Raw genomic sequence first — 25,987 nt, forward strand, 5'->3', positions numbered from 1 at the left:
GTCAATGAGTGTCCGCTGGTTTGCTTTGCTGTTTCTGTTCATCACCCTTGGCGCCCAGGCTGGCGCCCCCCGCACCTTCAACGAAGCCAAGAAAGTCGCCTGGAAGCTTTACGCGCCGCAATCCACCGAGTTCTATTGCGGCTGTAAATACACCGGCAACAAGGTCAACCTCGCAGCCTGTGGGTATGTGCCGCGCAAGAACGCCAAGCGCGCCGCCCGCATTGAGTGGGAGCACATTGTTCCCGCTTGGCAAATCGGCCATCAGCGTCAGTGCTGGCAAGAGGGCGGACGCAAGAACTGCACGCGGTACGATCCGGTCTATCAAAAGGCCGAGGCTGATCTGCACAACCTGGTGCCGAGCATCGGCGAAGTGAATGGCGATCGCAGTAACTTCAGTTTCGGTTGGCTGCCGGTGCAATCGGGTCAGTACGGTTCGTGCCTGACCCAGGTCGATTTCAAGGCGAAGAAAGTCATGCCCCGCCCCTCCATTCGCGGCATGATCGCCCGGACGTATTTCTACATGAGCAAACAGTACGGTTTGCGCCTGTCGAAACAGGACCGGCAACTGTACGACGCGTGGAACAAGACCTATCCGGTTGAAGCCTGGGAACGTCAGCGCAACCAGAGCGTGGCGTGCGTGATGGGTCGCGGCAATGAGTTTGTCGGGCCCGTGGACATGAAAGCCTGCGGCTGATCGACCGCATAAAACCAAAAAGGCCTCGGGTATTCATGCCCGAGGCCTTTTTACGTTTCTATCCGCCGCTTTTGTTGTAGCGCCAGTAACCCATCAGATTGAGTGACTCCCGAGCGATGCCGCGCTCCTTGATCAAGTACTTGCGCAGGCTCATCACGGCCATCGTTTCCCCGGCGATCCAACCGTAGAAACCCTGACCGGTCGAGTCGGATGTTTCCCAGAGAATCTCTTGGTCGACATCGACCTCGGCCAGCTCCACTGTTGCGTGAGTCTGCGAGGAAGTAACCGGCAGCTCCGCCCCACGGACCGCTTCAACCATCAGCGAACCTGCTGCCCTACCGGCGGAATGATCCCGGACCAGCCACCGCACTGACAACCCAGGCCATTCAGGAACCGGCAATGCGTCTTCTGCGCTGGCCACCTCGAAAAATGCCTGAGTCGTCGGCGGCTCGGCCAAGGCAGCCATCTCGTCCAGAATGCCGAGAGCGGCGGGCAATGCCGTGGCATCAGCCACCAGCAACAGATGCTTGAGCGTGTGAGGCGGCTTCCATTCGAAACCTCCCGCGTCTTGCGCTGAAAACTGACGATCAGGCGCAACAATCTGGATTGGCTCGCCCACTCCCGACCGGATTGCCCAACGGGAGGCCGGACCGGTTTCACCGTGCAATACGAAGTCGATGTCCACTTCGCCTTGCTCGGCCCGCAGATGCCGGATGGTGTAAGTGCGCATTGCCGGACGCTGGTTGGCCGGCATTGAACGGTAGCGCGCATACCAATGCTGGTCATGAGCCAGTCTGGCAGGCGACCCGTCTTCGGCTGGAAAGAATAGTTTGACGCGCTGATCCGGTGCCCAGGTGGCCATTTCGGTGACCATCGGACCGGCCAGGGTCACGCGCATTAAATGTGGGCTGAGGGTCTTTTTGTGCGCCAGGACCGCGTCGAATATTTTGTAAGGGGTGGCGGAGGCCATGGAGAGCTCCTTCTGGGAATCGACAGTGACTACGCTTAGAGACGAGTCAATGTGGATCCCCTTTAAGGGGCTTCGACGGAAGGCCTGCGTGAAAAGGGCTGTTACTGGGCTACGGGACGCTCAAGCACCAGCACTTCGATGTTCTGTTTCTTGGCCCGGGTAAGCGCCGCAGCCACCTCGGCCTGCTTGGCTTCGGCCTCGGCTTTCGAATTGAATGGTCCGAGCAGAATGCGAGTCTTGCCGTTTTCCTTGACGATGCTGGACACAAAGCTGTGCTCGATCAGCCAACCGCTCAGGTCGCTGACAGCCTGGGGCGTTTCGCCTCTCACTTCGACATCCCATTGCGGCCCGGTGACTGCCGCGGGCGCGGAAACGACTGCCGGCTTCGGCTTTTGAGCGTCAACGCCCATACCTTGATCGCACCCAACCAGCGCCAGTACTGCGATTACCAAGACCATTTTGCGCACAACGTGTCCCTCTGAATGCTGAAAGCGGCGATTTTAGCATTCATGAATACTTCCCGAGTGCCGCAAAATGGGCGCAAAACAACGAGAATGATGGTTGCGGCCTCTGTATAGTTACGCCTTGGGAATTAATGCAGCATCTGCGCGTCAGAAAGAGGCACCCAAACTGTGAGACTTCGCACTAATCTATACATACCACCGACCTCTGCACTGTTCGAATCAGGTGCCCTACAAAGCAATCAAGGAGAAGACCATGCTGATACTCACCCGCAAAGTCGGTGAAAGCATAAATATCGGTGACGACATTACGATCACCATACTGGGCGTGAGCGGCCAGCAAGTCCGGATCGGGATCAACGCGCCGAAAGACGTCGCAGTGCATCGCGAAGAAATCTATCAACGCATTCAGGCTGGCCTGACCGCTCCAGACAAGCCGCAAACTCCCTGAATCCTGTTGCAGTCAGTAGCCAGCCCGTTCAGTCCCGGACAACGGCTGGCTAAAGATTCAAGCGTAGTATTGCCATCCGTTCGCCCCTGCCCGCCAAAACGTGAAGCCGATATTAACGACACGTCCCCTGCCCTGACTGTCAGACGTTTCTGATTATCCCCCAGGAAGAACGTGATCCGACTCGGCTAACCAAACGTTACGCCGCGCGCCATGCCCGTGGCCGCCACCACCATCAGCAACACCAGCAGCCCTTCGAGATGACTGATCCGCGCAAACAGCTTCGCGCGCCCGGTACCGATCGCCGCGCCACGACTCAGTGCTACCCGCCATTTGATCAGCGTGATCATCGGCGCCACTTCGAGCAGCAAGATCAGCACGAACAGCGTCATCTTGAGATGGAACAATGGCTGGTGAAGGTAGTAATCCGTACCTTTTTCGTACCCACCGAAGGCCCGCATCCCACCGGAGATCAAGAGGATCACGGCAGAGATCCCCCACAGATTATCGGCCATCAACACTCGGCGAGCCTCCCCCGACCCGGCCGCCAGACGGCTGAATGCGGTTCCCCGCGTCAGTACAGCCCAGAACCCCAAGGCGAAAGCCAGCAAGTGAATTGCCGCAAGCGACCAATGAACCAGCATCGATTGACTCCTATCAGACTGAGTTTGAGTTTGGCCAGTCAGTAGTAGTCCAAAAAACCGCGATTCGCCCGGGTTTGCACAGGAGGCGTTTCGCGCTTCTCCATAGAAGCGGCACGGCATACAGGCAACTTGTTCAGAGCGAAGGCAGGCGGTGGAGGTGTCCTTGCGATGTTCGAGCGAACCAAGACAAACCTCAGGCAAAAAAAAAATCCCAAGCAGCTGATGGACGCTTGGGACTTAAAAATGCATAAACCGTGGTGGTGAACGCGAAGCAATCTTACCTAAAACCGACACTTGTAACAATATATTTTGAGGACCGTTCGGTTAATTAATTTTATAAGTGCTTAAATATCCACACTATTTTTGTGGAGCTTGAACAATCCTATAACGGCCAGTGTCGTAACTGAGCATCTATTAGAGCGCCAAACAGAGAGCCCAGCACGATGGCTGGGCCCTGGTTATTTTCTGTTTTCCATCATCTTATCGGCGAGCGCTTTGGCCCTTTCAATCAACAGATTCTGCCTGTCTTCGTGAGTAGCCCCTCCGACAACGGGTGCCGTCAGATTGCTTTCCGCAATCAACGCAGCGCAGAAGTATTGATCCCAAACAGCCTTGCCCTCAGACGCCTGTTTGTTCATTTGGTCGGCGATCATATGCGGCTCCTTTTGGTGGGATAGCACCGCTATCTTACGCCTGAACCGCAAACAACCTCAGCCGCTGAAGACCAACGCAAACGCGCCGCCACACAAACTTTCCGACGCAAGACAGTTTCATTTCCAAGAACTCGTTAACCTTTTGCAAATTCTTGCCGATGTCTCAAGCTTAGGGCATAGGAGCAACACAGATGAGAAACAATCAACCCGTGACACAACGTGAGGTTGCCCTTGGACCTCAACAGAAACTCATCTCGACAACGGACTCACGAGGGGTCATCACTTACTGCAACGACGCCTTCGTAGACATCAGCGGTTTCAACAAGTCAGATCTGATAGGCGCGCCTCAAAACATCGTTCGTCATCCTGACGTGCCATCCGCCATATTCGCCCATATGTGGAGCGCCCTCAAACAAGGCAACCCGTGGATGGGCATCGTCAAGAACCGCTCCAGGAACGGCGACCACTACTGGGTCAATGCCTACGTCACGCCCATATTTGAAGGGAGCCAAGTCGTTGGTTATGAGTCGGTCCGGGTAAAGCCGAGCATCGAACAAATCCGCCGGGCCGAAGCCCTCTATAAACGAATCAACCGGGGCAAGTCTGCCGTGCCCGGCAGCGACAAATGGCAACCCGTCTTGATGGACTGGCTGCCGTTCCTGGCCATGGGCTTAGCGGGGACTTTGGGCGGTGTTTTCCTCAGTCCTCCCTTGGCCGCATTGGTAGCCGTAGGTGTATCGGCTCCGATGGGCCTGATTGCTTCGCGCCGGCAGAAGCGCGGTGCGCTGCATCTGCTGGAAATGGCAGAGGCTTCCACTTCCGACCAACTGATCGCGCAAATGTATAGCGACGAGCGAGGTCATCAGGCGCGTCTTGAAACGGCCTTCGTGAGCCAGGCATCACGCCTCAAGACTTGCCTGACACGCTTACAAGACACCGCAGAGCAACTCACCGGGCTGGCCGGGAGATCTGATGCTCTCGCCTCCGACAGTTCACGTGGACTTGATCGCCAACGAATCGAAACCGAGCAGGTATCGGCCGCCGTCAATCAGATGGCAGCGACCACGCAAGAGGTCGCAAGCCACGTCCAGCGCACTGCCGACGCCACCCAGGCAGCCAACGTGCTGACAGGCCGCGGACGTGACGTAGCCCGGGACACCCGCGACGCCATTCAGCGGCTCTCCAATGTGGTCGGCGAGACAGGCCAGACCGTCGCGCAACTGGCCAAAGACAGTAACGAAATAGGGACGGTCGTCGATGTGATCAAAGGCATTGCCGATCAAACCAACTTATTGGCGCTCAATGCCGCAATCGAAGCTGCACGCGCGGGAGAAATGGGCCGAGGTTTCGCGGTCGTCGCGGACGAAGTGCGCCAATTGGCACAGCGAACAACCGAGTCGACAACCCAGATTCACGGCCTGATTTCCAAGCTACAGGTCTCTTCAAACAACGCCGTGAAGACTATGGAAAGCGGCCAGCGCCAGGCCGAAGAAGGAGTTGCGTGGGTGCTGGAAGCCGATAAAGCCCTGATCGGCATCAGTGAAGCCGTCGCCAACATCACCGATATGACCACCCAGATCGCGGCCGCGACTGAAGAGCAGTCGGCCGTCGCAGAGGAAATCAGCCGCAACATCACCACCATCGCAACCCTCGCCGATCAGACGTCTGAGCAAGCCAGGCATTCCGCCGAGGTAACCAAGGAACTAACACAGACGGCTAAAACTCAGTATTCGCTGGTTGAGCGCTTTAACCGATAGCCCCTGCTCTTACTGATCAGGGATCTAAATAGAAAAAGCAGGATGATCAATCCTGCTGTTTAAGTCAGTTATCTGCTCGACGCTCAAGATTAGCTATGGCGTAAACGGCCGACGCTCACTTGTTCCTCTGCATCCAGCCGATCAACATAAAGGCGAGCCCTGGAATGAGCAGCCCGGGCGCCATGCCACTGAACGTTGCTTCGTTCAACAAGCCGGTCAAGCCAAAGCTGGATCCGCAAATGGCCAGCGGGATGCCGGTTAGAAACACGGGATTTCGAAATGCCTTATCCATAGCAGTATCTCCTTATAGAACTTCCGGACTGAACTATACCGTCTGTCGGTGAGCGGCTGGAATTGCTAAACGACAACAAAAAAGGGCCCACCTTTCGGTGAGCCCGCCCTAGTCGCCCAGGCCGGCATCTTCTTCATGGCGGTCGCGTAGTAGTGTGTCGCGCCACCGGTCGGATCCTGCACCTTGCCTTCAATCACATGGTCAGCGGCGATCCATGCTTGGGCCAGTTCGCGGAACGGGATCTGCTTCGCGCCGCTCAAATAGGCGAAGTTCGGGTCGTTCTTGTTCCAGCAACTGAACTGATACGGCTTCTGGCACACGCCGGCATACCCCCCCCACCATGACTTGGCCTTGCCGTCGTTCACACGGTTGCGGATTGTCCAGGCCACTGCGATCTGCCCAGCCAAGGTTTCGCCACGAGCCTCACCCCACAGTGTCCGTGCGAGGAGGTCACAGTCTTTTTCGTTTGCAGTCATTCATTTTTCTCCAGGCAAAAAAATACCCGCTCAATGGCGGGCGCCGTCTGACTTTTGGTGTAAAAATGCAAATCTCAGCCACTAATTTAGGAATACTCGCGGCATGACCTCGACACGCGCACCATTTCCCGCCGACTCCTTCAGGCTTCTCGCTGCCGAGGAAGCCAAACACTGGTGGTTCCGCGCTAGAAATCGAGTTCTTCTATGGGCTTTAAAAAACAAGATAGGCAACTTCAACAATTTTCTTGAAATAGGCTGTGGTACGGCTTTCGTTCTTGAGGGTGTTAGAAACAGCTATCCAAATGCAGACCTGTATGGATCTGAGTATTTTGAAGAAGGTTTGATCCATGCTAAAGAGCGAATTCCATCGGCGACTTTCGTTAAACTTGATGCAACTGCAATGTCAGATGAAGCTCGCTATGACGTCATTGGGGCATTCGATGTTATCGAGCATATTGAGCAAGACCAATTAGTTTTAGACAACTTGGCACGAGCCTTAAAGCAAGGTGGTTCTCTTATTATTTCAGTGCCTCAACATCGTTGGCTGTGGTCACATGTTGACGAATTCGCTTGTCACGTCCGTCGTTACACGCGAACAGAACTTATACAAAAAGTGAAAGCAGCAGGCCTTGAAGTGAAATACACCACTTCGTTCGTGAGCCTGCTTGTTCCTCTAATGTGGCTCTCTCGGGCGAAACCACAGGACGGCGAATATGATCCCATGACGGAATACAAAATCCCGCGCTTGCTCAATAAAATACTTGAACTGGTTATGAGTCTGGAATTGATCCTATTGAAGACAGGTATAAGGCTTCCTGTTGGCGGCTCTCTTCTCATGGTTGCTACGAAAAACTAACGCAGCAGCGAAGACTTCCAAGCGGTTTAGTTGTGACTTCCAATTGTTAGTAGGTCCATTCAGATTTAAGCGACTCTTGAAATTTCAAATACCTAGAGTCGCTATCCTCTACCTCACAGTGATTAGCCCATACTGCCTGATCTTGAGGTGATCCAAACACGGCTATCACGTTCACTTTTTCGGCGCTATCGAATTGCGACGCTTTCGCCGCATTCAACGCTGAGAACGATCCACACGGGATAAAGGTTGCGGGCCACATATTTGGATGTGAGGACGACCAAGCTGTCATTCAGGAGGCAGACCTAATCAGCCAAGCAAACTTGATCGCCTGCATCGCAATGTATGGCGGAGCATAGGGACGGTAACCGTGCCCAGCGCCGCAGTGATTTCGGACATCACTTCCACTTACATGCCAGCTGCAAGGGGGCAATGGCTTGCCGCAGGCCAGAAACAGGGAAGGTCACCATTACCGGTGATTCGTTGTAGGGCGTGATACGGACAACTACCTGCTGAGCGTCGAATAGGTGCTTAACAACGGGAATAGCGTATTGACCGCTCCATTGACCAAGAGCCTTGTTGTCCGTGGAGGACGAAAAACTGTACGTCCGGGCTTTTTGATTATCGACTCGGTAGGTCACTTGTCCGTACTCCTCTGAATCAGCTAGAAAATTCCCGGCCAAGACGAAATACAACGACGTTGCCCCTTCGGCACAGCGAATATAAAGGTCAGCGTGTAGTCTCGCTGACTACGCCTTTTTGCTTATTCCATTAGGTCCTCCTGAAAAAAAAAGATCAGAAGGTGTAAACCTTATTCAGGACGGGACACCCTGCAATTGCGCAAAGCCCGTGAAGACATCTTCGGCCTTGTGCAGATGCACGCAGGGGTATCGAGGGAGCGGGATCAGTTGCGGGCCGAACTGAACCGTGCGCTCGCCACTGCTTCAGATGCCAATAGAAGGGTCACGGACATCGAGACGAAGACAAATGGGGAGTTTATGGCAAACGCCAAGTTGATCAGCGAGCTTCACGCAAGACTGCGTGAGCTGACCGGTGTAGATCCCTTCACGCAAATCCTGCCACATTAAGTTGAATGCACAACAAACGGATTCACAGGTGATGCTGCCCTGTTTTTCAACCCGCCCAGAAGGCCGAACAGGAAGAATGCCAGGGCGCCAGCGCTCGGCACGATCAGGATATCCCAAGCCATTGCCATTGGGCCGAATGCCATTAAAACAGCAGTCCAAGCAAAGAATCGCTCCGCTGAATGCTCTGTAGCCTTTGTGCCGATGATGGCTGCCTTCAGATTGAGCAGGATCATGACCACGAACGGGACGAAAAAGATCAGCCCACCTTTCCATAGAAGCGTAAGGTAATAAACGTGAGTCGAACTGTTGGCTAGTAGAGCAGTAGATAGCCCTTCATTAGAATATCGTCCGTACCCAGAGAACCCGTTCCCAATGAGGGGACTAGCCATAAACTCTTTGGCGCCGGCAATAGCTAACTCAACGCGACCGGTTGCAAACTGGTCTGCCTGTTTCTCCCACTTTTCCTCCATCAACTCTTCTGGAGTAATCGGGTGCTCCTTTTCCTGTATCAGTTTTTCTAGAGCGATCGAGTGCTCCTTTTCCTCTATTAGTTTTTCTTGAGCGATCGGTTGCTCTAATGGCGCAGGTACGGACTCAGTCGGTACTGAATTGATAGCTTCAATAGAAGCGACCATGCGATTACTGCTCATTCCCCTTGCGTGATTTATAGCGAAGGAAATCAGGATAGATAGCAATGCCACTGCACACATCCGCCGAGCGTTCGCTTTACGTATGGCATACACAACAATGGAGCCTACGATCCACATCAACAGGATCTGCGCACTGCGCGAGTCGCTGCCGACGATTAGGAATGAGGCGCAGAACAGTGCTATCGCAAACAAGGTGAGTACGGGTTTGGTCGCTTTGCCGCCTATGAGCGAACCACACAGGACCATCGCCTGCAAGCACACCAAATGCGCAAGACTCAACACCCCGAATGTTGCAAAAACAGGCATGCCGAGGAATTCAGCATTCATCGCGGCCAAACCGTAAGGGCCAATGTAGATTCGCACTTCCTGTTCCAGGTAGAAAATACGGGCAGCAACAACAATTAAAAACACAGATGAAAATAAAGACAACCAGTAAAAAACCTTGCTGATATCGTTACTCTTTGAAACGTACTTCCCGAGAAACAAGAAAGACGGAGAAAACATGATTAACACTAACGAGAAAATATGTTTAACCAGTGCACCATCCGCTGATATTTTATTGGCCGCCAATATAGAAGCGAGCCCGCACACTGCGGCAACAATATAAGCAAGCCCGGTGCGACCGAAGCTCATTAGGAACGCTATCCCAATTAGCGGAGCCAGTAAAAATGCGGGGTTAATGTCATACCCCAAGAGTGAAAACATCACTATAGGTAAAGACATGGCTGCGCCAATAGCGGGAACAAGTATTCCACCGCCAGCATTTAAATAGTGCATCTTCTGCGCAACAAACATTCTAACCCTTCCTGGATAGATAAATTACTTGGTACAGAGCCATGAGGAGGAAGCCGGGCAGCCCTCCATCAGTTCTAAAAACCACTCTCAAAGTGCTACGTTAGGACGTAATTCTTGGCGGCATACTGCCAGCATTTCGCGGAGAATACACCCCACAATCGAATGTTTCACTAGGTTGCAATTCCCTGTCAGAGCTCTAAAGCGCCCTTCTACGGCGTCCTGCCGACCGAAAACAGTCTCTAATTTTGCAGCTCACGCACATAGGCCTGGCACGCCGCCAATGCAATCAGTCCTTGGTCGCCGTCGTCGGTGATTCCGATAACTCGTTGAGCATGCGCTGGGTCAAGTCTGACGCGCGCGCCTCCATGAACACGCCGACGGCTGCGGTACCGGCAAGCACTGGGTCGCCACTGCCTGGATCCTCGGCAAGGAGGACTGACAGCCGCAAATCAGAAGTGGCAAGGCGATCGCGCAGGCGAGCCTGATTGGTCTGTGCATCTTTCAGTTCCTTGTGGTGGGTTTCGTCGCTGGCCGACAGCCGCTGCTCGATCGCGAGTCGCTTGTCCTGGTTGGCGCGCATCTGGTCGGCGGCCGCGTTGCTGATGGCGGTCAGGTCGTCCTGATGCAGCCCGGCCTGTTCTGCGAGCTGCTTGCCGTAGCGCCAGTCCTGAACCTTCCAGGTGACGCCAGCGGTTGGCAGCACCAGCAATAGGATACCGACCAGTTTCCATGCCGCGGGACTCACGACACATCCTTGAAGAAAACGTGACCACCAAGCCTCCGCGTTTCTTTGGCTTTCACCGCCCAGTCCGGAGCCTTCTTCATGGTGATGGCGTAATAGTGCGTGGCACCGCCGGTTGGATCTGGCACCTTGCCATCGATCACCTGATCAGCAGCGATCCGCGCTTGGGCAAGCTCCCGGAACGGAATCGCTTTGGCCCCGATCAAGGACGGATAGTTCGGGTCGCTCTTATTCCAGCAGCTGAACTGATACGGCGCCTGGCAGACACCGGCATAGCCCTCGCCCCACCACGACTTGGTCTTGCCATCGTTCACACGGTTGCGAATCGTCCAGGCCACGGCAATCTGCCCAGCCAGGCTTTCACCACGAGCCTCGCCCCACAGCGTGCGGGCGAGGACATCGCGGTCTTTCTCGGTAACTGACATCGCTTTTCTCCAGGCGAAAAAAAACCGCTCAATGCGGCCCTGTCGATTCAATGCTGGGTGAAAGCCGGAATCTGGTTATGCAACCTTGACCCGGATGTTTGCGCGGCCGTCAGGCAGCACGTTCTGCACGATACCCACGGCTCGTCGGTATTGCTCAAACGTAAGTACAGAAGCAGGGACTGCGATCCCAATGATGGAATCACCATCCGCCTCAGGAACGATAAAGTCACCCGGATGCGCACCCAGCACATTGACCGGAACCTGTCCGGCGAATGCCATTCGATCCACCTTCATGCGCTCCAGCTCAAGACGCACTTGAAACGCCTCCATCTCGGCTTGGAACACTAGGTAAGGCGAGCCCTCATCACTGAGAGCTCCCCCTGCTTAACGAGCATGGCCAGTCGTGTGGCCATCAGAGCAAAGGCGAAAGGAATCTGCTTACTACCAAGCGTGCGAAGAGCTTTCGAAAGCTCCTCCACATTGGTACGGGCGTCGATCTTAAGCATTTGCCATCACCTATGCTTGCGGCGATCAACCTGCTCGGCTGGGGCTTTATCGCAACCCATGCAGTGTTCGCAGTTGAGGGTTCGGCAGAGCCAGCCTTTAACCGTCAGCCACCACGTAACCATGAAGATATGGCGAACACCGGCCAATGCCAGCGACACATGCAGTGTCAAACCCGCTGTAGTCGGGCTGAAGAAGATGTTCTGGGTTCGAGTCATCACAACGAAGCCACTGATGGCGATCGTTGAATAGATGATCTTCCCGACAATGCCGTCTCTCACCTTCCCGCTCAGCACGCACCAGGTAGCCCATAAGGCAATCAGGCCGCATGCAATCAATAGAGTTGATTAGTTCGAAGTTCATGGTGGATTACCCCCGCCGAACCGCTGACGGATGATCGCCCAGAGGTCCGCGGCTTTGATGGCGCGATTGATCGCCGCCAGAAGTGAGCCGCTGAAGGTGCCAAGTAAAAAGCCGATGCCGGCGACGATGCTCGGCTCTGTGACACCGAGATAAGCACTGACCATGCCTGTCAGGTACAGAGAACAAGCCACTCCAGTGACCAAGAAAATTGCCAAAGCTCGCCAATCAGTAAGGTCGTCCTTGTGCCACCAACTGGCAACAATTGCTCCAATCAAGCCCGCGATAAGCCATTCAGCTTTGTCGATCAGGCGATGCAGTAGATCCATGCGCTCGACTCCGACTCTGCATGACTTGATTTGAATCAGCTCCAGCAGCACTCCCAGCTCGGAGCAATGGGTGTGGTGGAGCTGAAAACGAAAAAGCCCCGGCGAATGCCGAGGCTCTGTGGACAGTAGAAAGCAAAAAGCCCAACTTCAGAGTCGGGCTTTGCTCGCGGAAAAACCGCAAAGTACCTGAAATCTATATTTAGCCCCCGGTCCTGTCAACTCCCTCGCGATGTAATATCATGTTGCCTGCATCCTGCGCCAACGACCGCGCCAACGGAGCCACACGCCATGTTCAAAAAAAGGAGTTTTAATTGAAAAGACTATTTATCTTCGCTCTCACATCTGCACTGTCCCTTTCCGCTCAAGCTACCCAATGGCGACAATTCACATCCACTATGTACGTTCTCGATCCAGCGGAGAACCAACAAGTAGTTGCTATGGCAAGCCTGTTCGAAGGAGAACAGATCGTCATGAACCTGGTGGATATGACGGGTTCGTTTTGTAGAGAAGGCCAAAACAGTGCCGTTATGCCAGCTGGCCCTTACAAGGTGAATGGCACGAACGTGAAGTTCGTTCAGGCCTGCATTAACGGAAAAAGAATCCTGTCACCGGAAACCGTTAAAGGAAAAGCATTCTTGGCTAAGGCAATCACTGCTGGCCCAGCAACCGTAGAGCTCGAGGGAAGCATTCTCCTTCATTTCTCTAGCGAAGATTTTCAGTCAGCCAAGAAGGCAATGGTTGATACAAATTCGGCACTCTGACCACCCGAAATACTTGGATGGCGCACAGCGGACTTATGCTGCGGCGCCTTCTCCCTAGCACATTTTTAAGCAGCCACTCGACGAATATCTAAAGCACCATCAATCCAAGCAATTCCTGCCTTCCAAAGCTGCCTGGTCTTCTCTTCACCGAAGCCCAGTTTCTTGCCTACATCCATCAGTGCCTTATCGCGAGAGGTGTAGTACCGCATGAGCACCTGACCACATTCCGGGTAGCGCTTCAGCAGACGGCCCATCAGACCGTCAATCATCAGTGCATCATCATCGGTGATCATCGGCGACAGGACCGTCTTCTCGCGAGAGGCGCAGCAGGATACACCCGAACCCAGCACGACCCAGCGGCCCCAATGCTCCAGCAGATCCTCGGCGGTACGCTCTTTAAATGTTGGTGTGAAAGCCATGACTCAATCCCCTGTGAAGTTCGAAGCGCCGGCACCGCGGCGGTTGTTCTGTTCGTATTGTTCCTGGGCACCGCCGATGACATGGCGAGCCTTGGCGATCTCGGTGAGCGCGTCCTTCAAGCGCGCATTGAGTACCGGCACAACGTAGCTCAACGGAAGAGTCTGGAGCGTATGGCAGCAAACCCATCCCGACCCCAGGCAGTGCTCGCACTCGAGAAGTGAAAGATCCCGAGCCGCATACCCTTGCCCAGGTAGATGTTGCATTCGACGATGAACTTCAGTTCGCGCTTCTGGAGTGATCCGTGGAGCTTCTTCATAGCTGACCAGCCATTGCCACAGAATCTTCCATGGCCAATCCGGCAGGCTCAGCCCCTTCCATGCCCTGATCAAATGCAAAGGCAACATATTTGATCGCACCACGGACAGCTTCCGAGAGCGAATCAACCACTGACTTGAGTTGGTCGCGCTCAGATCGAACCTGATCCAGCAGGCAGCCGGAAGTGTCGGTAAATGCATTCAGCCCATCGCAGACCTTTGCCAGCAGCTGGTCTGCCGTAAGTTCTGTAGCGTTGTAGCCTCCAGCACCTAACTGGCATGCAATTGCGCGCATACCTTCGTCGTATCGCTCCTTCTCGGCGATCAGGGCCACGATCAGTTCTGGTTTGCAGGCCGCCTCAAATTGCGCCCAGCGATTGAGCATCTCGACTGTCGTGCCTTTGCCATGGATCGCGTCGGCCAGGCGCTTCAGGTCGGCCAGGTCGGCTAAATCAGCTTGAATTCCCATTTTTAAACCTCGCCTATGGTTGATTCTTGAAGTGCCTCGCAGGCCTTATGTTCCGTGGCTTATGGGGCATTACCGGAATATCCCAATCTACTGCCGGGCAATCCGTGAATCAGGTCAAAACCACGCTGATCTAAATGCGCATGCCACTTCTCCAGGGCATCGCGCTTGCGACTCATCACGTCTGATTGGACGTACACCTTCACGTTGTGGCCCATGGAACGGTTGATCAGTAGTTCACTGATCAGATAGTCAATGCCGATGTCTGCCCAGCCGGTACGCGCCACCTTGCGAAGGTCGTGACTGGTCCACTCACCTTTGCCCAGCCGGGTGAACACGGCACTGGCCTGGCCTTCACTCAATGGCTTTACGAGCAGCAGAAATTCCCGACGGAATACATCCAGGCGCTACTGGGCCATGCGGACGAGAAGATGACGAAGCACTATCAGGAGGGGCACGACGAAAAGAAGATCGAGTACTTGGAGGTGAGCGCCGAGTTGGCGTTCTGAGGTGGGAGTTTTGCAAAAGTTTTGCAAATCGCAGAAAGCAAAAAGGGGTCACCGTTTCCGGTGACCCCTCTAGACCGCCCAGCAGAGCGGATTTTGTTTGGTAGGCGCGATTGGACTCGAACCAACGACCCCCACCATGTCAAGGTCTGCTAGGAGCAAGCTCCAAGCCCTGCTGCTCTTGGATTTCACAGAACGCCCATTCACATCATGAGGCGTCAAAAATGGCCAATATTCGCTTACTTCCATCCGGAAACTGGAACGCTCAGGTACGCGTAAAAGGTAAACCTCCCCACTCAAAAACCTTCAACACCAAAGCTGAAGCAGAGTCATGGGCAAACCAGCTTGAAGCCGTGACGATGGATCGCAAACATCACACTATCTATACGTTAGGTATGACGTACTGCGAAACCATGCTCAAGGGCAAAGGCAGCTACGACCATGCACTGCAAATCGTGGAGCATCTGGGCAGACACTTCACCCAGCCCATTCACGAAATCACGCCTCAGATGATTAACGACTTCAAGATCATGCGACTGAAGAAAGTGAAGCCGTCCACGTGCAGAACGCAGCTCGCATTTATGTCCCGCTTCTATAGGTTCGCCAAACGCGGATTACTGATCGACATTCACAACCCTGTGAGTGATATCGCCCTACCGAAGCCAGACCGATCTTCTGACAAGGTGATCCGTGCGAGCGAGCTTGAGCGACTATTGGGGAAGCTCTCACCCACCATGAAGCTCATCGTTGAACTGGCTTATGAGACTGCCATGAGACGATCCGAAATTCTGAAGCTGACAAAAGACTGCCTCCACCTCAAGGACCGTATCGCTGATGTTATCGACGGGAAGAATGGTACACGGTCAGTTCCCCTCACCCACCGTGCGGTTGAGATTCTTGAACTCGCCCAACTTTGGGCCATTGTGGCACGCCACCCAAACGGTCAAGTATTCACGGTTACACCGCACGCCGTAACTCAAGCCGTGCGCTTGGCACGTGTGAAGGCTGGCTTAGACAGCAGTGTCAGGCTACATCAACTCAGGCACACCAGAATCACCAACGTCGCGAAGAAAGGCTTCAACAATGCTCAGATCATGATTGTGTCAGGGCATAGAGATACACGATCCGTGGCGCGATACTCCCACCTCAATGTAAGGGACGTGCTGCACTTAATCGACTGATCAAAAACGGATAGGCAGCCATGATGAATTAGGAGTTGGCTGCCTCGCCCCATCCAAAGGATTCAGCAGGGACAAGACGAAATGCAGGAGTAAAAGATGCCCTAATCAAGCGTATCGCTGGTCACGAAAACTCTGCCGTCACCTTCGGCGTATACGGAAGCCGCATCCCTATTAAAGCAATGGCCGAAACAATCCGACACCTAAACTTTTAATTTGAAAATTAGTTAATAAAAAGTTGTTGACAAATGCTCAACGGTATTGACTTATTCTCTGTTTAAAGTGTATAATGGCACATATAGGAGAAGAAGTAACAATGCCTTCCGCAGCTCCCTCCCTGCCTATTACTGATACTCAGCCCTTCCTTCTGTTTTGTCAGTAATGTGTTATTTCTTCTCCGCAAAACTCTAGAGTCGTAATCCTTACAGGTTACGGCTTTTTTATTGTCGCAAAACAACACATTAAACAACTCTTTATCACCAACTCTAAATGGAGCGATTCCTTATGCATGTAGAAAAACAATGCGCAAGCTGTAACAAATCATTAGTCGGTAAACGCAGTCACGCCGTTACTTGCGGGTCAACCTGTAGAGGCGTTCAGTGGCGAGCAAGCAAAACACCAATGGTTCCTGTGAAGATTGCATTTAGTTCCACCAATTTCGCTGCGATCAAGAATGCTGCTGAATCTCAGGGCATGTCAATCAACAACTATATTCAGGATCGTCTGATCCGAACCATGGAGTGTGTATAAATGCGAGTGCAACTGAACGACCGTGCAGTGTTCCAACTTGAAGAACTCATGCGTCGTGCTGGCCACACAAGTTACCAGCACTGTCTTCAAGTTTTAATTACCACTGCAAGCAACAATGTTCGTCGTAATGATGCGAATAAAGCTTTAATCATCTAATACCCTATCAATCCTAAAATACTTTAACCAAGTCAGAGGATAAAACATAATCAAATAAGGAAAACCAATGCCTAACTACTTAGCCATCTACAAATCATCCCAGTTGATTCTGAACGTAATCACAACATCTCATACACCAACACCAGATGAACATCACGAGTTTCATCCTGTTTCAACCACAGTGTTGAATCGTTACTACAGGCTGGCAACCAAAGCACATCGCAATGGTGTACAGGTGACAGTCGGTGAGTTGATGACCGCTTGCCCTAGCTTCATGGAACAAATCAGTAAAGGTAAGCAGGGCAAGGTAAAACTTATTACTACTCGAATTCGTAAAGAGCTAACACCGGTGCCAGATGATCGTTTGTTCAGCATTCAACATTGGATCGCCAACAACCCAGATGTTAACCATCATGACCTTTCAGATGTATTCAACACGGGTGCTGTCGCTGCCAAAGCGTACCTAGACAAATACCGCTGAGAGCTTCTGCAAGGCGTTTACACCCTCAATAAACGCCACTTGATACCCTAGCCTAACTTGGCGTTTTTGCACCCCTTACACGCCTTGATTCATATGGATTCAAATGCAGTTTTTAACCATATGTCTGGTGCCTTTCTACACAACAAACCCCAAAGGATAAACAATGACTATCGACAATGATATTGATCTTAGTAAATACCTTGCAATCAAACAAATGGTTCACTTCATTCACTTGAAAAAATCAGCGATCGCAGTTGGTGACAAGGTTGGAGTTCGACGCGCTACTGACGTGATTGATCGTTTGACCACAGAATACGGATTGTCAGCTTTACATGAAGCTCAGGAGCAATACAAATGAGGAGTTCTGACCACATCAGTCGTGGACTCACAAGGGCTTTTGAGCGGCGACGTGCAATGCAACAACAAGCAAAGGAATGCACACAAACTACACAGCAGATTGATACCAGTGTTGTAAGTGCTACAGCTACCAAGCAGCCAGCCAAAAAACTTGATGAAGCATACAAAGAATCTCTGCTGAGCAAGATGAGAGTACGACTTGCACAAATGAAAGCAAATGATAACAGCCAATAAACCAACCATAAGGAATATACAATGACAAATACAGCTACCAATTCACAGGCCCGAATTTCAATCAAGGGTGTACCGCGCAAGTATGATGCTAACGAATTGCTAAAACGCCAGCAGGGCTTTCACGCTATGTATCGTTCAACTGACCAAAATTGTGAGATGGTAAGGGGAGAACTTCCATATCTCTTTCTTGCCAAGGTGATCGAGAAAAATACGCAAGGGTTCACCTTGACTGATCGATATCCGATGTCTATGAGTAACATGAACTATCATGCCCATATGGTTAAGCCTGAGCAACTACAGCAAGCTGATTTGGCAATCATTGATGAGCGTGTAAAAGCAGAGTACATCAGTGAACTTGAAGCTGAGCGAGAACATTACCGTCAACAGCTTACCCAGCAATTATTGCAGGCAGCCGAAACGAAAGAAGCCAAGAAGGTTGCAGACCAAAAGGCGAAACTTCTTGCTAGCATTCAGGCTGAAGTTGACAGCGTGTTCACTGATCTCGTAGTGCCTGAGTAACACAGCAACAGACGCTTCAAGAGACACCAGACAGAACCTCGTGTAACGCGATGCAGGCCGTTTCCCAATGCAACCCTACCCATCATCGCCCCGACAGCTTACCAAGGCTGTGCGGGGCTTTTTGTTTGTTGAGATTTACCACTACGGCTCCACCGTAAGCCCATTTTCCGCTCATCCATGACGCGACGAAGGCAAATCTTTAGATAAGTCGGCTTGTCAAGCTTTTCTTGACGATCGGTGCGAATTCCTGTATAAGTCTCCACTCAATCAGACACACTCAAAACCTCGATGTGATCATTAGTCGATCCCGGCTTAATGCATCATGCGAAGTTTTTACGCCTGTAATTTACCCAAATCCACTGGCAGCCACCCGAGAGGAAATTGCCTATGAATTGAACAAAGGAGACCAATCCATGCATCATGCCGTCCCGTGCCTGCACCACAACACTACTTCGCCACTTACGTTGGCAGAGCTTCGTCAAGTCCGCGATGAAAACCAATCTATTCGCTGCGGCGATTCGATAATTGATAAGAGAACCGGCGAGATTGTTGGTTGCTACACCCGCAAAAAGCTCCTACACGAGCCACACATTCACCTTACTAAAATAGGGAAGAAGGTTGCTCACAGGTCACGCTATACGATCAGTGATGACGGCTCGCCAGTTAGGGTTGGCTCGACGCCAGAGACTGCACCACAGGGCTCAGCAGAAATTATCGAGTTTCCGTCGCAATCGACCTCAAATAAATCCAATGCTGGGGTGAAGCCAAGTGTACTTACAAACCCAATTTCGGGATTCTTGCAGTTTTTCAGATTTGACGGCAATGCCACCCAGTGGATTGATGATTACATCACAGGGGCGTGCGGCTTACAGGTAGAGCATGAAGGTAGTGACTCGCTGACTACTGGTCGATTCAACGTGGCTCCTAGTGATGTCCGAAGGATTCTATACCTACCAAAAATTTCCACCGAAGCGGCTGCCGAGGTTCTTTGCAATCACAACTTAATGCCTATGAATGTTCGCCAGGTTGAACGTGTCGTACAGGCGGCAAGAATTGCACTTGGAGGTTTAATGTTTCACCTCGAAAGACATCCGAGCCTGCTAGAGCAGTTTGACTGCAAGATCGATTTTGACCAGTTCTGGTTTGAGCGCAAGGCGCAACTCTCAGGTATATCCCTTGAACAGATGGAGGGAATGAGCCTGTTCAAGCAAGACAAAACCATCTCGGTCCAAGATGTGGCTAGCCGGTTTGGAGTGCATAGAAATACGGCAAGCAAATGGAAGCAGGTTGCGATGCACAATTAACGACAGATATAATAAGAGTTCGAAGCGAACGACTGTTAAAGCGTAAGCTTTGAATAGAATATTCTCCGGTAGTTACCGGAGGCAAAGTGTTAGTGAGACAAGAAACAAGAGAGGGGATAAAACCCCTCAAAACAAAAAGCATGATCTTGAAGGAGAACTATCCTGTCGTAACGACAGAGAATATATTCTGAGTAAACTCAAAAGAAGATCAACAGCGGGTGGACTTCGTTATCCACCTCTTTAAAAGCATTCGCCTATCGGCTCACTTGCGCACACTGATTGTATTGGAGATTCACGCATCTCTAGAGTTTACTTCTGATTGACAATCAGAACATGTCAGCAGCTCCTGTGTGAGAGCACACAGAAAAAAGTTTGAACAATCATCAGGGAAACAGGATAGTTATCAGAACCAGTATCAGGAGTGACAAGCAGTCACAACAGCCTGATATGTATGCGGTAATGTCCCGCAACCCTGATTATACCTGAGTCTTCAACCATTCTCTGTCAAGCACACGTTTCACTTTCTCTCCAATATCCACACAGGGTGAAAGTAATACAGTTGAAAGCCAAACAAAACCCCTCCAGTCACGACGTCGAAGCCAGCTCTAGATGATCACCCATCACAAACCGCCGTACAAACCTACTGTGCTTACCGCTACAGGGTGTTGGCGTTAACCATGACCGGTATGTCGATCTCACCACAGATGCCACCACACCATCATTCAGTTGCATGTCAGCAACAGTTGAAAATTCACAACAGACGCCGACGGCGTCAGCAAGTCATGTCGAAGCCAAACCACTGTGTCATTACGGGTGTACATCAGGTGCTACAGAATAGCTGTACAAAAAGCAACCAGAACACCCCCTAAAAGATGGTGAACAAGTTAGTTGACACACCCTACGTGCCACAGCATTATGTGATACATCCTAAGTGATACACAGGGGCTCCACCATGTTTATTCGTGCTTACCTCCGTGCTTCAACTTCTGAGCAAGATGCATCGCGTGCAAAGGCAGCCCTTGTAGCGTTCGCTGCTGACAATGGTCATAAAATCGCAGCCTTCTACATAGAGAACGAATCCGGCACCCGCCTTGACCGTCCTGAGTTGTTCCGCCTGCTAGAAGACAGTCATGAAGGCGACGTGCTGCTGATTGAACAAGTCGACAGACTCTCCCGCTTGTCTCCTGATGATTGGGCGAGCCTGAAAGCTACTATCGCGACAAAGAAAGTCACGGTCGTGTCCATCGACTTGGCTACCAGTCACGCAGCCTTGAAGCCTACCCAAGGTATGGACGACTTCACGAAAGGAATGATTGCAGCCGTCAATGGTATGTTGCTCGATATGCTGGCTGTGGTGGCCCGCAAGGACTATGAAGACCGTCGCCGTCGTCAGGCTGAGGGTATTGAGAAAGCGAAGGTCGAGGGCGTGTACAAAGGTCGTCAGGTGGATACAGAGCTTCGCGAACGCATCACCACACTGCTGAATGACGGCAAGAGCATTCGCGGAGTAGCCGACCTACTGAAGTGCAGCACAACCACAGTCCAACGAGTTAAGGCTTCCCTTAATTCAGAGCTCTAACACCCAGCGTCGCGCAACGCTCATAGACCAACGATAAAGGCTGAGTGCTTATGCACTAGTATTCAGCTAAAACCTCGCATACGCGATCCTACGCACGCTCACAGCCATTCACGGATTCGACGATTCTTTAGGTCGGCCACGTTGTATATATCGGGTTCCAGTTAACCACACGTGACAAATATCCATACAGGATCATACGTACCGGATTCTCGCTACCATCGGCACGTGGTTGAACGCCAAAAGCCCGCTCGATTTTTAGGGGTTTTGAGAATCCACTGGAAAAGCACTTGGGACGTGACTTAACCACGAGAAGTCGGTACTTTTGATTTGTGGTCAGCTAAAGATTGGCTTTTTTTATAAAAAACTTGAGAAGAATACAAATGAAAGCTACGGACTTCGAGAGTGAATTTAATAATTTAATTCAAACAGAAAACGATTATCTATCTCTAATAATTAAGTGTCACTACCATATCGATAAAATGCTCGATATGGCGCTGTCTGAATCCCTCCCTCAATCCAATTCGATTGAATTCAAACGTGTCTCCCTTCTTCTAAAGGTTGATTTCTTAACTGCTATGGGTGACATCAAACCACAGACACGAATAATATTTGAGATGGCAAACACGATAAGAAATAAATTCGCTCACGATCCATATTCAGAGTTTGAAATAAAAGACTCTAAAAAATCTAAAAATTTACTATGCTCTCATAGTCCTTCGTTAGTTCCGGAGTCTTTCAAGCAGGAAAATATTGATCAGAACATATTGAAGACTCTTTTCACTGTATGTTTTTTGCAAGCGTTAATCGCATATGAAAATACATGCCGACAAAAGGTTTCGAACTCAATAGCTTATCAACTTGCACAAGAAGCTATTAGTCCTAACAGGAGAGCATCATGGGAAACAATATCCGTAAAAGATGACTTCAATTCTAGGTGTGAGCGTATGTTACATGAGCTCTATCCTGGAATTTCACCAATTTAACTCTGTTAAATAACTCAAGACTGTAGCAATGAATATTATTTAAAATTAGGAGTTTGCCTTAAAATGGATTTAGGACGCAACGACCCGTGCTGGTGTGGATCAAAACTTAAATTTAAGAAGTGCCATCTTGATCGGGATAAGCAACCCGCAGCAAGTCTTGCTGACGCTCACCAAATCTTGAAAAAGTTTAACACCTCAAAAACTTGCAGCGTGCCACCAGCATTACAATCAGAGTGCACCAACAAAATAATCAGAGCGCATACAGTATCCAAAAGTTCCTCTCTAAAAGAGATATCAGTCGACGGCCATGTTTTATCATTTTATTCTAATGCAAAGGAAAATATAAAAGCGGGAAAGCTTAGTCCAACAAAAATAGGGATAAATAAAGCTTCAACATTTTCTGGTTTTTGCTCTCATCACGACAAAACATTATTCGCTCCTATTGAAGACAATCCTTTTGGCGTTAATTCCGAGCATTGTTTTCTTGTGGCTTATCGTGCAACTTCAAGTGAGGTATATATTAAAAGTGCCGCTTCGAAGGTTTTCCATGATGTTAAAGGCTTTGATAAAGGGCTCCCACTAAATCAGCAAATAGCCTTCCAGCAATTTGCGGGAAGCGCCTACAACGGAAATGATCTGACAAAAAACGACCTTGCTTATATAAAAGGCAAGCTAGACATGATGTTTACAGAAGAGAATACTTCTCAACTAAAACATGTGGTGTTCGAACTGGAACGACCACCAGCCATAATGGGAAGCGCTATTGTAGCCCCAAAATTTGGCTTTGATGGAAAGTCGATACAGCGTTTCTCTCAAAATGTTAAGAATATACCAGATTATATAGTCATCAATTCTTTCTCGAATACAGAGAAAGGCTATATAGTTCTTTCGTGGTTACAAGAGCACGCCACTACCGCACATAAACTTATAAAACAATTTGCAGAAAAAAACCTTACATCAGATCACCTCGCGATCTTTATGATCAGCTTGATCGAAAATATATATATACATCCCGTCTGGTGGGAAAGTTTGGAAAGCGCGCTGCAAAAGTATGTTTGCGATGTGTTTTCTGAGGGGATTACTAGCGAACATACCGGTCGCTCATTAGCCAACGTACCCACCCTAAAAATTGCCAGAATCACGCATGTGGATAAATCGTTGATGCTCTGACCTGATTATCAACCTAACCTCGTGGACATCCCGTAAAATACGAGCACCTGGAATCGCTGCTGGAATTGAGGCTTGTGGCTCTATGGTACGCACGACATCAGCACGCGGTTGAACACCGATTGCCAACTCAGATTTTGGGGAAGTGACGTCGTTATCCAACATAATGATTTCTAATTAACTTATCTAAGGTGTACCTTTAGCTCCATTAATCTGACCTAAAATATTGATAAAACACCTGTTCACGAAGCCGGGTAAATCTACCTAACATCTCCGGAAAATAAATTTCCAGCGTAGTACAACGCATCGTAAGGGGCCGAGCTCTTATTCAACTTGGCAAACGCGAAACCTTCAACGGCCTTACACTCCCCGCCAATGGAAGCAAGCGTGTTTAAGGCCAATTGTTGCCGGAGTGGATAGGCAATATCCCGATCCATATAAATACCGCATATTGTAAAATCACCTAGCAACCCACGTATTGTCGAGAATACGACAGGCGTATCGCACTCGTTAGGCTTACCTATGAAGCGTCGTTTTATCTCACGTTCAAAAGTCAACTGCTCTTCGTACGGCATATCCAATATCAAGAGCCCTACCTCTAATAAAGCCGAGGACTTTCTTGTTCGCATCAAAGACAGAAGCGACTCGAAATATGATGAATTTCGCAACGCGCTATCCTTGGGGATTTTCAACTTACCATCTTGCCGCTTATATTCAGATAGCTGGTAGGACTCACCGAGAATCATCATAAAATCTTCGGATGCAAGTAGCCCGGCAAAGCCTGTTCGTAGGTAAATGGAAAACACATCCATTTCGTCCCCGAAAATTTGATTTCTATTGCAAACTGCGAAGCGGCGAGTCAAATAGTGCAACCGATGCAATTCATCCCTTAGCACTTCAAGAAGATTCGCCAGCTCGGAAAGTATAATGCATGGTGCTGGCTGCATATCCTCATCAATAATGTTTAGATCACGTAACATTTTTGGTGAGTTCATTAGCGGACCAACTTGCTCCAGTGAAACGCTAAACCGTGAAACCGTACGTATTTCATTTGGATCAAGAACTAATTGCAAGACCCCTTTGCCATCCACAATATTCACGGACTGCTTAGCGTATTTAAGATGATCGGATAAAGCAGCGCCCTGCTGAGTCGACTTCCCCCATGTTTTTTTAAGAAACTGCTGTGCGGCACCAGCCGCGCCCGACCTCATACGATCAGTTATAAGTGCACCTTTTGCTTCAAATATCAACAAATGTCGCGAGACCAACACTACAAGATCGGACTCAATTCGTTCTTCTTTGTTTCTAAACCAATACCCGGAGGATACGTGTTTAGCTGAGGGAAAAGCCTCATTAAGAATTCGTGCCGTTTCTCGCTCGGCGAACATACCTCGGATTTTTTCCATTTTAGTTTTCGCATCTGGATTGTTGTCCAGAATCGTCAACAATGAAGAAAATGGAAGACTCATCAAGGTCAAAAGGCAGTAGATTGAATAACCGTCGTCAGACTTGATAAAGGGACGATCAGCTATAGGGTTGAACCTACATAACCCGTTAAACCCCTCAAGTCCTTCTAGCCTAGACAGGCTCAGCTTGTCCAAGACAGCTATTGATAAATCGCAATCAAAATTTGAACTCTTAATCCAATCATGATCAAGCTTAAACATATTCTTTACTGCATGATCCTCAACAAGATTTCTAAGGTGGTTTCTAAGCGAAGTATTACTGACCGACTTCCAATCACTTATCGGCTCTTCGCATTCGATTAGCTGGGTATATCGTAAAATCTCACTTATTAGTCGCTTTCGACTATAGCCAAACATCTCAACCCAAAGACCGTAGAAGGATTGAAATCTTTCCCATATAGTTTTTCTAATGAAAACCAGTAGTTTGCCAGCAGTCGCAAAATGCCCAGTTCTCAAATAGCGACTATCATACTCGGAAGTTATTTCAACAAGCATCCTGTCAAAAAAATCGTCACCGTATGGGTTTCGATAATACGCAATATGGCTATCTGCAAGCACCTCAATAGGGGATTGATCTTTTCTCTTATTATTGTGCGACGCAGCATAGTTCTGCTTCATTAACTCCAACCAAAACTCGCTTATTTCATTACGAGGAAGCGGTTTCTTAGAAAGAACTCCTTCATAGCCAAGCAGTAGTGCCTGCAAGACCTCAAGATCAGCATGTTCAGGATAGCTGGACTTATGCCCGTCCTTTATGACAGCCTTTATAAAGGTATAGAGCGCAGTAAGACCTAGCGCATCGTGCAGCTCATAGCTTTTTATTTTTTCGAGAAACTCATTTGTTGTAGCTATTATTTCCGAATGCCTACCCTCCTTGAGAACTTCTTTTTGCCAGTCTGCAATCATATGCTCAGGAATGGAATCGGTGGTGAGGAATGTCAAATTTCCTGGCATGTGAAAAGCAATTTTTTCAGGCATCCCGCACCTCTGTTTATGTGATGAAATTTGATTTTCACTAACGCTAGCACCAAACACAACAGAGGCGCGATCAGGATCGGAATTTTTCGCACTTAACATGCTTGCAACGCGCGTGCTCATTTGGTCGAGCGGTGTAGCTATCCCTATAGAGTTTCCCAGCATCATCAGCACGCGGTTGAACACCGATTGCCAACTTGGTTTTTGGCGGGGTTGCGGGAATAGTTTCT

General features: G+C 50.2%; 31 protein-coding genes and 5 pseudogenes. 18 read left to right on the top strand and 18 right to left on the bottom strand.

Annotated features, from left to right (window positions below; translation table 11 throughout):
• The first annotated feature begins 4 nt into the window (after positions 1 to 4).
• Positions 5 to 694, top strand: coding sequence for an endonuclease (locus FBY01_RS01145; RefSeq protein ID WP_010455967.1), 690 nt, complete (start codon positions 5 to 7; stop codon positions 692 to 694).
• 58 nt (positions 695 to 752) lie between these two features.
• On the opposite strand, the gene FBY01_RS01150 is transcribed toward FBY01_RS01145, so the two are convergent.
• Both FBY01_RS01150 and FBY01_RS01155 read right to left on the bottom strand, forming a co-directional pair.
• Entirely contained in the window at positions 753 to 1,664 is a 912-nt protein-coding gene (locus tag FBY01_RS01150) for a siderophore-interacting protein (RefSeq protein ID WP_145306083.1), read from the bottom strand.
• Between the two features lie 101 nt (positions 1,665 to 1,765).
• The gene (locus FBY01_RS01155) at positions 1,766 to 2,131 is read right to left on the bottom strand and encodes an SPOR domain-containing protein (RefSeq protein WP_145306081.1); all 366 of its coding nucleotides are present in this window, start codon (positions 2,129 to 2,131) and stop codon (positions 1,766 to 1,768) included.
• A 250-nt stretch (positions 2,132 to 2,381) separates the two neighbouring features.
• Here FBY01_RS01155 and csrA point away from each other — a divergent pair, with 250 nt between their 5' ends.
• A complete protein-coding gene (gene csrA / locus FBY01_RS01160; RefSeq protein WP_007938114.1) occupies positions 2,382 to 2,576 on the top strand; it encodes a carbon storage regulator CsrA in 195 nt (64 codons plus the stop codon).
• 185 nt (positions 2,577 to 2,761) lie between these two features.
• On the opposite strand, the gene FBY01_RS01165 is transcribed toward csrA, so the two are convergent.
• Together FBY01_RS01165 and FBY01_RS01170 are read right to left on the bottom strand one after the other, a co-directional pair.
• Complete coding sequence (locus tag FBY01_RS01165) at positions 2,762 to 3,217, bottom strand: DUF2214 family protein (RefSeq protein ID WP_145306079.1); 456 nt, start codon at positions 3,215 to 3,217, stop codon at positions 2,762 to 2,764.
• A 458-nt stretch (positions 3,218 to 3,675) separates the two neighbouring features.
• Positions 3,676 to 3,870 (bottom strand): hypothetical protein, encoded by a 195-nt coding sequence (locus FBY01_RS01170; RefSeq protein ID WP_010455982.1) that lies wholly within the window; start codon positions 3,868 to 3,870, stop codon positions 3,676 to 3,678.
• 191 nt (positions 3,871 to 4,061) lie between these two features.
• Between FBY01_RS01170 and FBY01_RS01175 the strand changes: the two genes are divergently transcribed.
• Entirely contained in the window at positions 4,062 to 5,627 is a 1,566-nt protein-coding gene (locus FBY01_RS01175; RefSeq protein WP_083376297.1) for a PAS domain-containing methyl-accepting chemotaxis protein, read from the top strand.
• A gap of 115 nt (positions 5,628 to 5,742) precedes the next feature.
• On the opposite strand, the gene FBY01_RS31480 is transcribed toward FBY01_RS01175, so the two are convergent.
• Both FBY01_RS31480 and FBY01_RS01180 read right to left on the bottom strand, forming a co-directional pair.
• The gene (locus FBY01_RS31480; RefSeq protein WP_178113202.1) at positions 5,743 to 5,919 is read right to left on the bottom strand and encodes a hypothetical protein; all 177 of its coding nucleotides are present in this window, start codon (positions 5,917 to 5,919) and stop codon (positions 5,743 to 5,745) included.
• A 65-nt stretch (positions 5,920 to 5,984) separates the two neighbouring features.
• Positions 5,985 to 6,395: a cell wall hydrolase gene (locus FBY01_RS01180; RefSeq protein WP_145306077.1), complete on the bottom strand. Its 411-nt coding sequence runs from the start codon at positions 6,393 to 6,395 to the stop codon at positions 5,985 to 5,987.
• A 103-nt stretch (positions 6,396 to 6,498) separates the two neighbouring features.
• Between FBY01_RS01180 and FBY01_RS01185 the strand changes: the two genes are divergently transcribed.
• Positions 6,499 to 7,251, top strand: a complete 753-nt coding sequence (locus FBY01_RS01185) for a trans-aconitate 2-methyltransferase (RefSeq protein ID WP_145306075.1) — start codon at positions 6,499 to 6,501, stop codon at positions 7,249 to 7,251.
• Positions 7,252 to 7,646: 395 nt separating this feature from the next.
• Here the strand turns inward: FBY01_RS01185 and FBY01_RS01190 are convergent.
• A pseudogene (locus tag FBY01_RS01190) lies at positions 7,647 to 7,973 on the bottom strand (type VI secretion system-associated protein TagO); the annotation flags it as partial.
• Positions 7,974 to 8,084: 111 nt separating this feature from the next.
• Between FBY01_RS01190 and FBY01_RS01195 the strand changes: the two are divergent.
• The gene (locus FBY01_RS01195) at positions 8,085 to 8,336 is read left to right on the top strand and encodes a hypothetical protein (RefSeq protein ID WP_145306071.1); all 252 of its coding nucleotides are present in this window, start codon (positions 8,085 to 8,087) and stop codon (positions 8,334 to 8,336) included.
• Here FBY01_RS01195 and FBY01_RS01200 read toward each other — a convergent pair.
• From FBY01_RS01200 to FBY01_RS01225, 6 genes and pseudogenes are all read right to left on the bottom strand, one after another.
• Positions 8,333 to 9,781 carry an O-antigen ligase family protein gene (locus FBY01_RS01200; RefSeq protein ID WP_145306069.1) on the bottom strand — a complete coding sequence of 483 codons (1,449 nt, stop codon included), beginning with the start codon at positions 9,779 to 9,781 and terminating at the stop codon, positions 8,333 to 8,335. The two genes, FBY01_RS01195 and FBY01_RS01200, sit on opposite strands and share 4 nt — an antisense overlap.
• A gap of 239 nt (positions 9,782 to 10,020) precedes the next feature.
• Positions 10,021 to 10,526, bottom strand: a pseudogene (locus FBY01_RS01205) (lysis protein).
• Positions 10,523 to 10,948, bottom strand: coding sequence for a cell wall hydrolase (locus FBY01_RS01210; RefSeq protein WP_083376294.1), 426 nt, complete (start codon positions 10,946 to 10,948; stop codon positions 10,523 to 10,525). Before FBY01_RS01210 ends, FBY01_RS01205 begins: the two are co-directional and overlap by 4 nt.
• A 75-nt stretch (positions 10,949 to 11,023) precedes the next feature.
• Positions 11,024 to 11,263 carry a hypothetical protein gene (locus FBY01_RS01215; RefSeq protein WP_144443411.1) on the bottom strand — a complete coding sequence of 80 codons (240 nt, stop codon included), beginning with the start codon at positions 11,261 to 11,263 and terminating at the stop codon, positions 11,024 to 11,026.
• Between the two features lie 197 nt (positions 11,264 to 11,460).
• Positions 11,461 to 11,815: pseudogene (locus FBY01_RS01220) on the bottom strand (hypothetical protein).
• Positions 11,812 to 12,141, bottom strand: coding sequence for an MFS transporter (locus FBY01_RS01225; RefSeq protein WP_145306067.1), 330 nt, complete (start codon positions 12,139 to 12,141; stop codon positions 11,812 to 11,814). The pseudogene FBY01_RS01220 and the gene FBY01_RS01225 overlap by 4 nt, the downstream one beginning before the upstream one ends.
• Positions 12,142 to 12,452: 311 nt before the next feature.
• On the opposite strand from FBY01_RS01225, the gene FBY01_RS01230 reads away from it, so the two are divergent.
• Positions 12,453 to 12,902, top strand: coding sequence for a hypothetical protein (locus FBY01_RS01230; RefSeq protein ID WP_145306065.1), 450 nt, complete (start codon positions 12,453 to 12,455; stop codon positions 12,900 to 12,902).
• A 65-nt stretch (positions 12,903 to 12,967) separates the two neighbouring features.
• Here FBY01_RS01230 and FBY01_RS01235 read toward each other — a convergent pair whose 3' ends face one another.
• The 4 genes and pseudogenes from FBY01_RS01235 to FBY01_RS01245 form a co-directional block, all read right to left on the bottom strand.
• Positions 12,968 to 13,321 carry an antiterminator Q family protein gene (locus FBY01_RS01235; protein WP_145306063.1) on the bottom strand — a complete coding sequence of 118 codons (354 nt, stop codon included), beginning with the start codon at positions 13,319 to 13,321 and terminating at the stop codon, positions 12,968 to 12,970.
• A gap of 3 nt (positions 13,322 to 13,324) precedes the next feature.
• Positions 13,325 to 13,474: a hypothetical protein gene (locus FBY01_RS31485; protein WP_178113198.1), complete on the bottom strand. Its 150-nt coding sequence runs from the start codon at positions 13,472 to 13,474 to the stop codon at positions 13,325 to 13,327.
• Between the two features lie 160 nt (positions 13,475 to 13,634).
• Positions 13,635 to 14,105 carry a hypothetical protein gene (locus tag FBY01_RS01240; protein WP_083376290.1) on the bottom strand — a complete coding sequence of 157 codons (471 nt, stop codon included), beginning with the start codon at positions 14,103 to 14,105 and terminating at the stop codon, positions 13,635 to 13,637.
• 59 nt (positions 14,106 to 14,164) lie between these two features.
• Positions 14,165 to 14,470, bottom strand: a pseudogene (locus FBY01_RS01245) (site-specific integrase); the annotation flags it as partial.
• On the opposite strand from FBY01_RS01245, the gene FBY01_RS01250 reads away from it, so the two are divergent.
• The 12 genes and pseudogenes from FBY01_RS01250 (at position 14,402) to FBY01_RS01295 (ending at position 23,319) form a co-directional block, all read left to right on the top strand.
• Complete coding sequence (locus tag FBY01_RS01250) at positions 14,402 to 14,611, top strand: hypothetical protein (RefSeq protein WP_083376289.1); 210 nt, start codon at positions 14,402 to 14,404, stop codon at positions 14,609 to 14,611. The pseudogene FBY01_RS01245 and the gene FBY01_RS01250 overlap by 69 nt on opposite strands.
• Positions 14,612 to 14,832: 221 nt before the next feature.
• Positions 14,833 to 15,789 (top strand): site-specific integrase, encoded by a 957-nt coding sequence (locus FBY01_RS01255; RefSeq protein ID WP_145306061.1) that lies wholly within the window; start codon positions 14,833 to 14,835, stop codon positions 15,787 to 15,789.
• 77 nt (positions 15,790 to 15,866) lie between these two features.
• Positions 15,867 to 16,001 (top strand): annotated as a pseudogene (locus FBY01_RS31750) (integrase); the annotation flags it as partial.
• Between the two features lie 535 nt (positions 16,002 to 16,536).
• A complete protein-coding gene (locus tag FBY01_RS31490; protein WP_178113196.1) occupies positions 16,537 to 16,692 on the top strand; it encodes a hypothetical protein in 156 nt (51 codons plus the stop codon).
• A gap of 67 nt (positions 16,693 to 16,759) precedes the next feature.
• Positions 16,760 to 17,173: a hypothetical protein gene (locus FBY01_RS01265; protein ID WP_145306060.1), complete on the top strand. Its 414-nt coding sequence runs from the start codon at positions 16,760 to 16,762 to the stop codon at positions 17,171 to 17,173.
• A gap of 163 nt (positions 17,174 to 17,336) precedes the next feature.
• Positions 17,337 to 17,531: a hypothetical protein gene (locus FBY01_RS01270; protein ID WP_145306059.1), complete on the top strand. Its 195-nt coding sequence runs from the start codon at positions 17,337 to 17,339 to the stop codon at positions 17,529 to 17,531.
• 56 nt (positions 17,532 to 17,587) lie between these two features.
• Positions 17,588 to 17,764 (top strand): hypothetical protein, encoded by a 177-nt coding sequence (locus FBY01_RS31495; RefSeq protein WP_178113194.1) that lies wholly within the window; start codon positions 17,588 to 17,590, stop codon positions 17,762 to 17,764.
• Between the two features lie 21 nt (positions 17,765 to 17,785).
• Complete coding sequence (locus FBY01_RS01275) at positions 17,786 to 18,283, top strand: hypothetical protein (RefSeq protein ID WP_145306058.1); 498 nt, start codon at positions 17,786 to 17,788, stop codon at positions 18,281 to 18,283.
• A gap of 413 nt (positions 18,284 to 18,696) precedes the next feature.
• The gene (locus FBY01_RS01280; protein ID WP_145306057.1) at positions 18,697 to 19,587 is read left to right on the top strand and encodes a hypothetical protein; all 891 of its coding nucleotides are present in this window, start codon (positions 18,697 to 18,699) and stop codon (positions 19,585 to 19,587) included.
• A gap of 952 nt (positions 19,588 to 20,539) precedes the next feature.
• Entirely contained in the window at positions 20,540 to 21,166 is a 627-nt protein-coding gene (locus tag FBY01_RS01285) for a recombinase family protein (RefSeq protein ID WP_145306056.1), read from the top strand.
• Positions 21,167 to 21,546: 380 nt separating this feature from the next.
• Positions 21,547 to 22,149: a hypothetical protein gene (locus FBY01_RS01290; RefSeq protein ID WP_145306055.1), complete on the top strand. Its 603-nt coding sequence runs from the start codon at positions 21,547 to 21,549 to the stop codon at positions 22,147 to 22,149.
• Between the two features lie 63 nt (positions 22,150 to 22,212).
• Positions 22,213 to 23,319 carry an SEC-C domain-containing protein gene (locus tag FBY01_RS01295; protein WP_145306054.1) on the top strand — a complete coding sequence of 369 codons (1,107 nt, stop codon included), beginning with the start codon at positions 22,213 to 22,215 and terminating at the stop codon, positions 23,317 to 23,319.
• Between the two features lie 257 nt (positions 23,320 to 23,576).
• Here FBY01_RS01295 and FBY01_RS01300 read toward each other — a convergent pair whose 3' ends face one another.
• Positions 23,577 to 25,931: a hypothetical protein gene (locus FBY01_RS01300; RefSeq protein WP_145306053.1), complete on the bottom strand. Its 2,355-nt coding sequence runs from the start codon at positions 25,929 to 25,931 to the stop codon at positions 23,577 to 23,579.
• Positions 25,932 to 25,987 lie beyond the last annotated feature (56 nt).

The organism is Pseudomonas sp. SJZ077 (assembly GCF_007993905.1).
Taxonomy (GTDB): Bacteria; Pseudomonadota; Gammaproteobacteria; order Pseudomonadales; family Pseudomonadaceae; genus Aquipseudomonas; species Aquipseudomonas mandelii.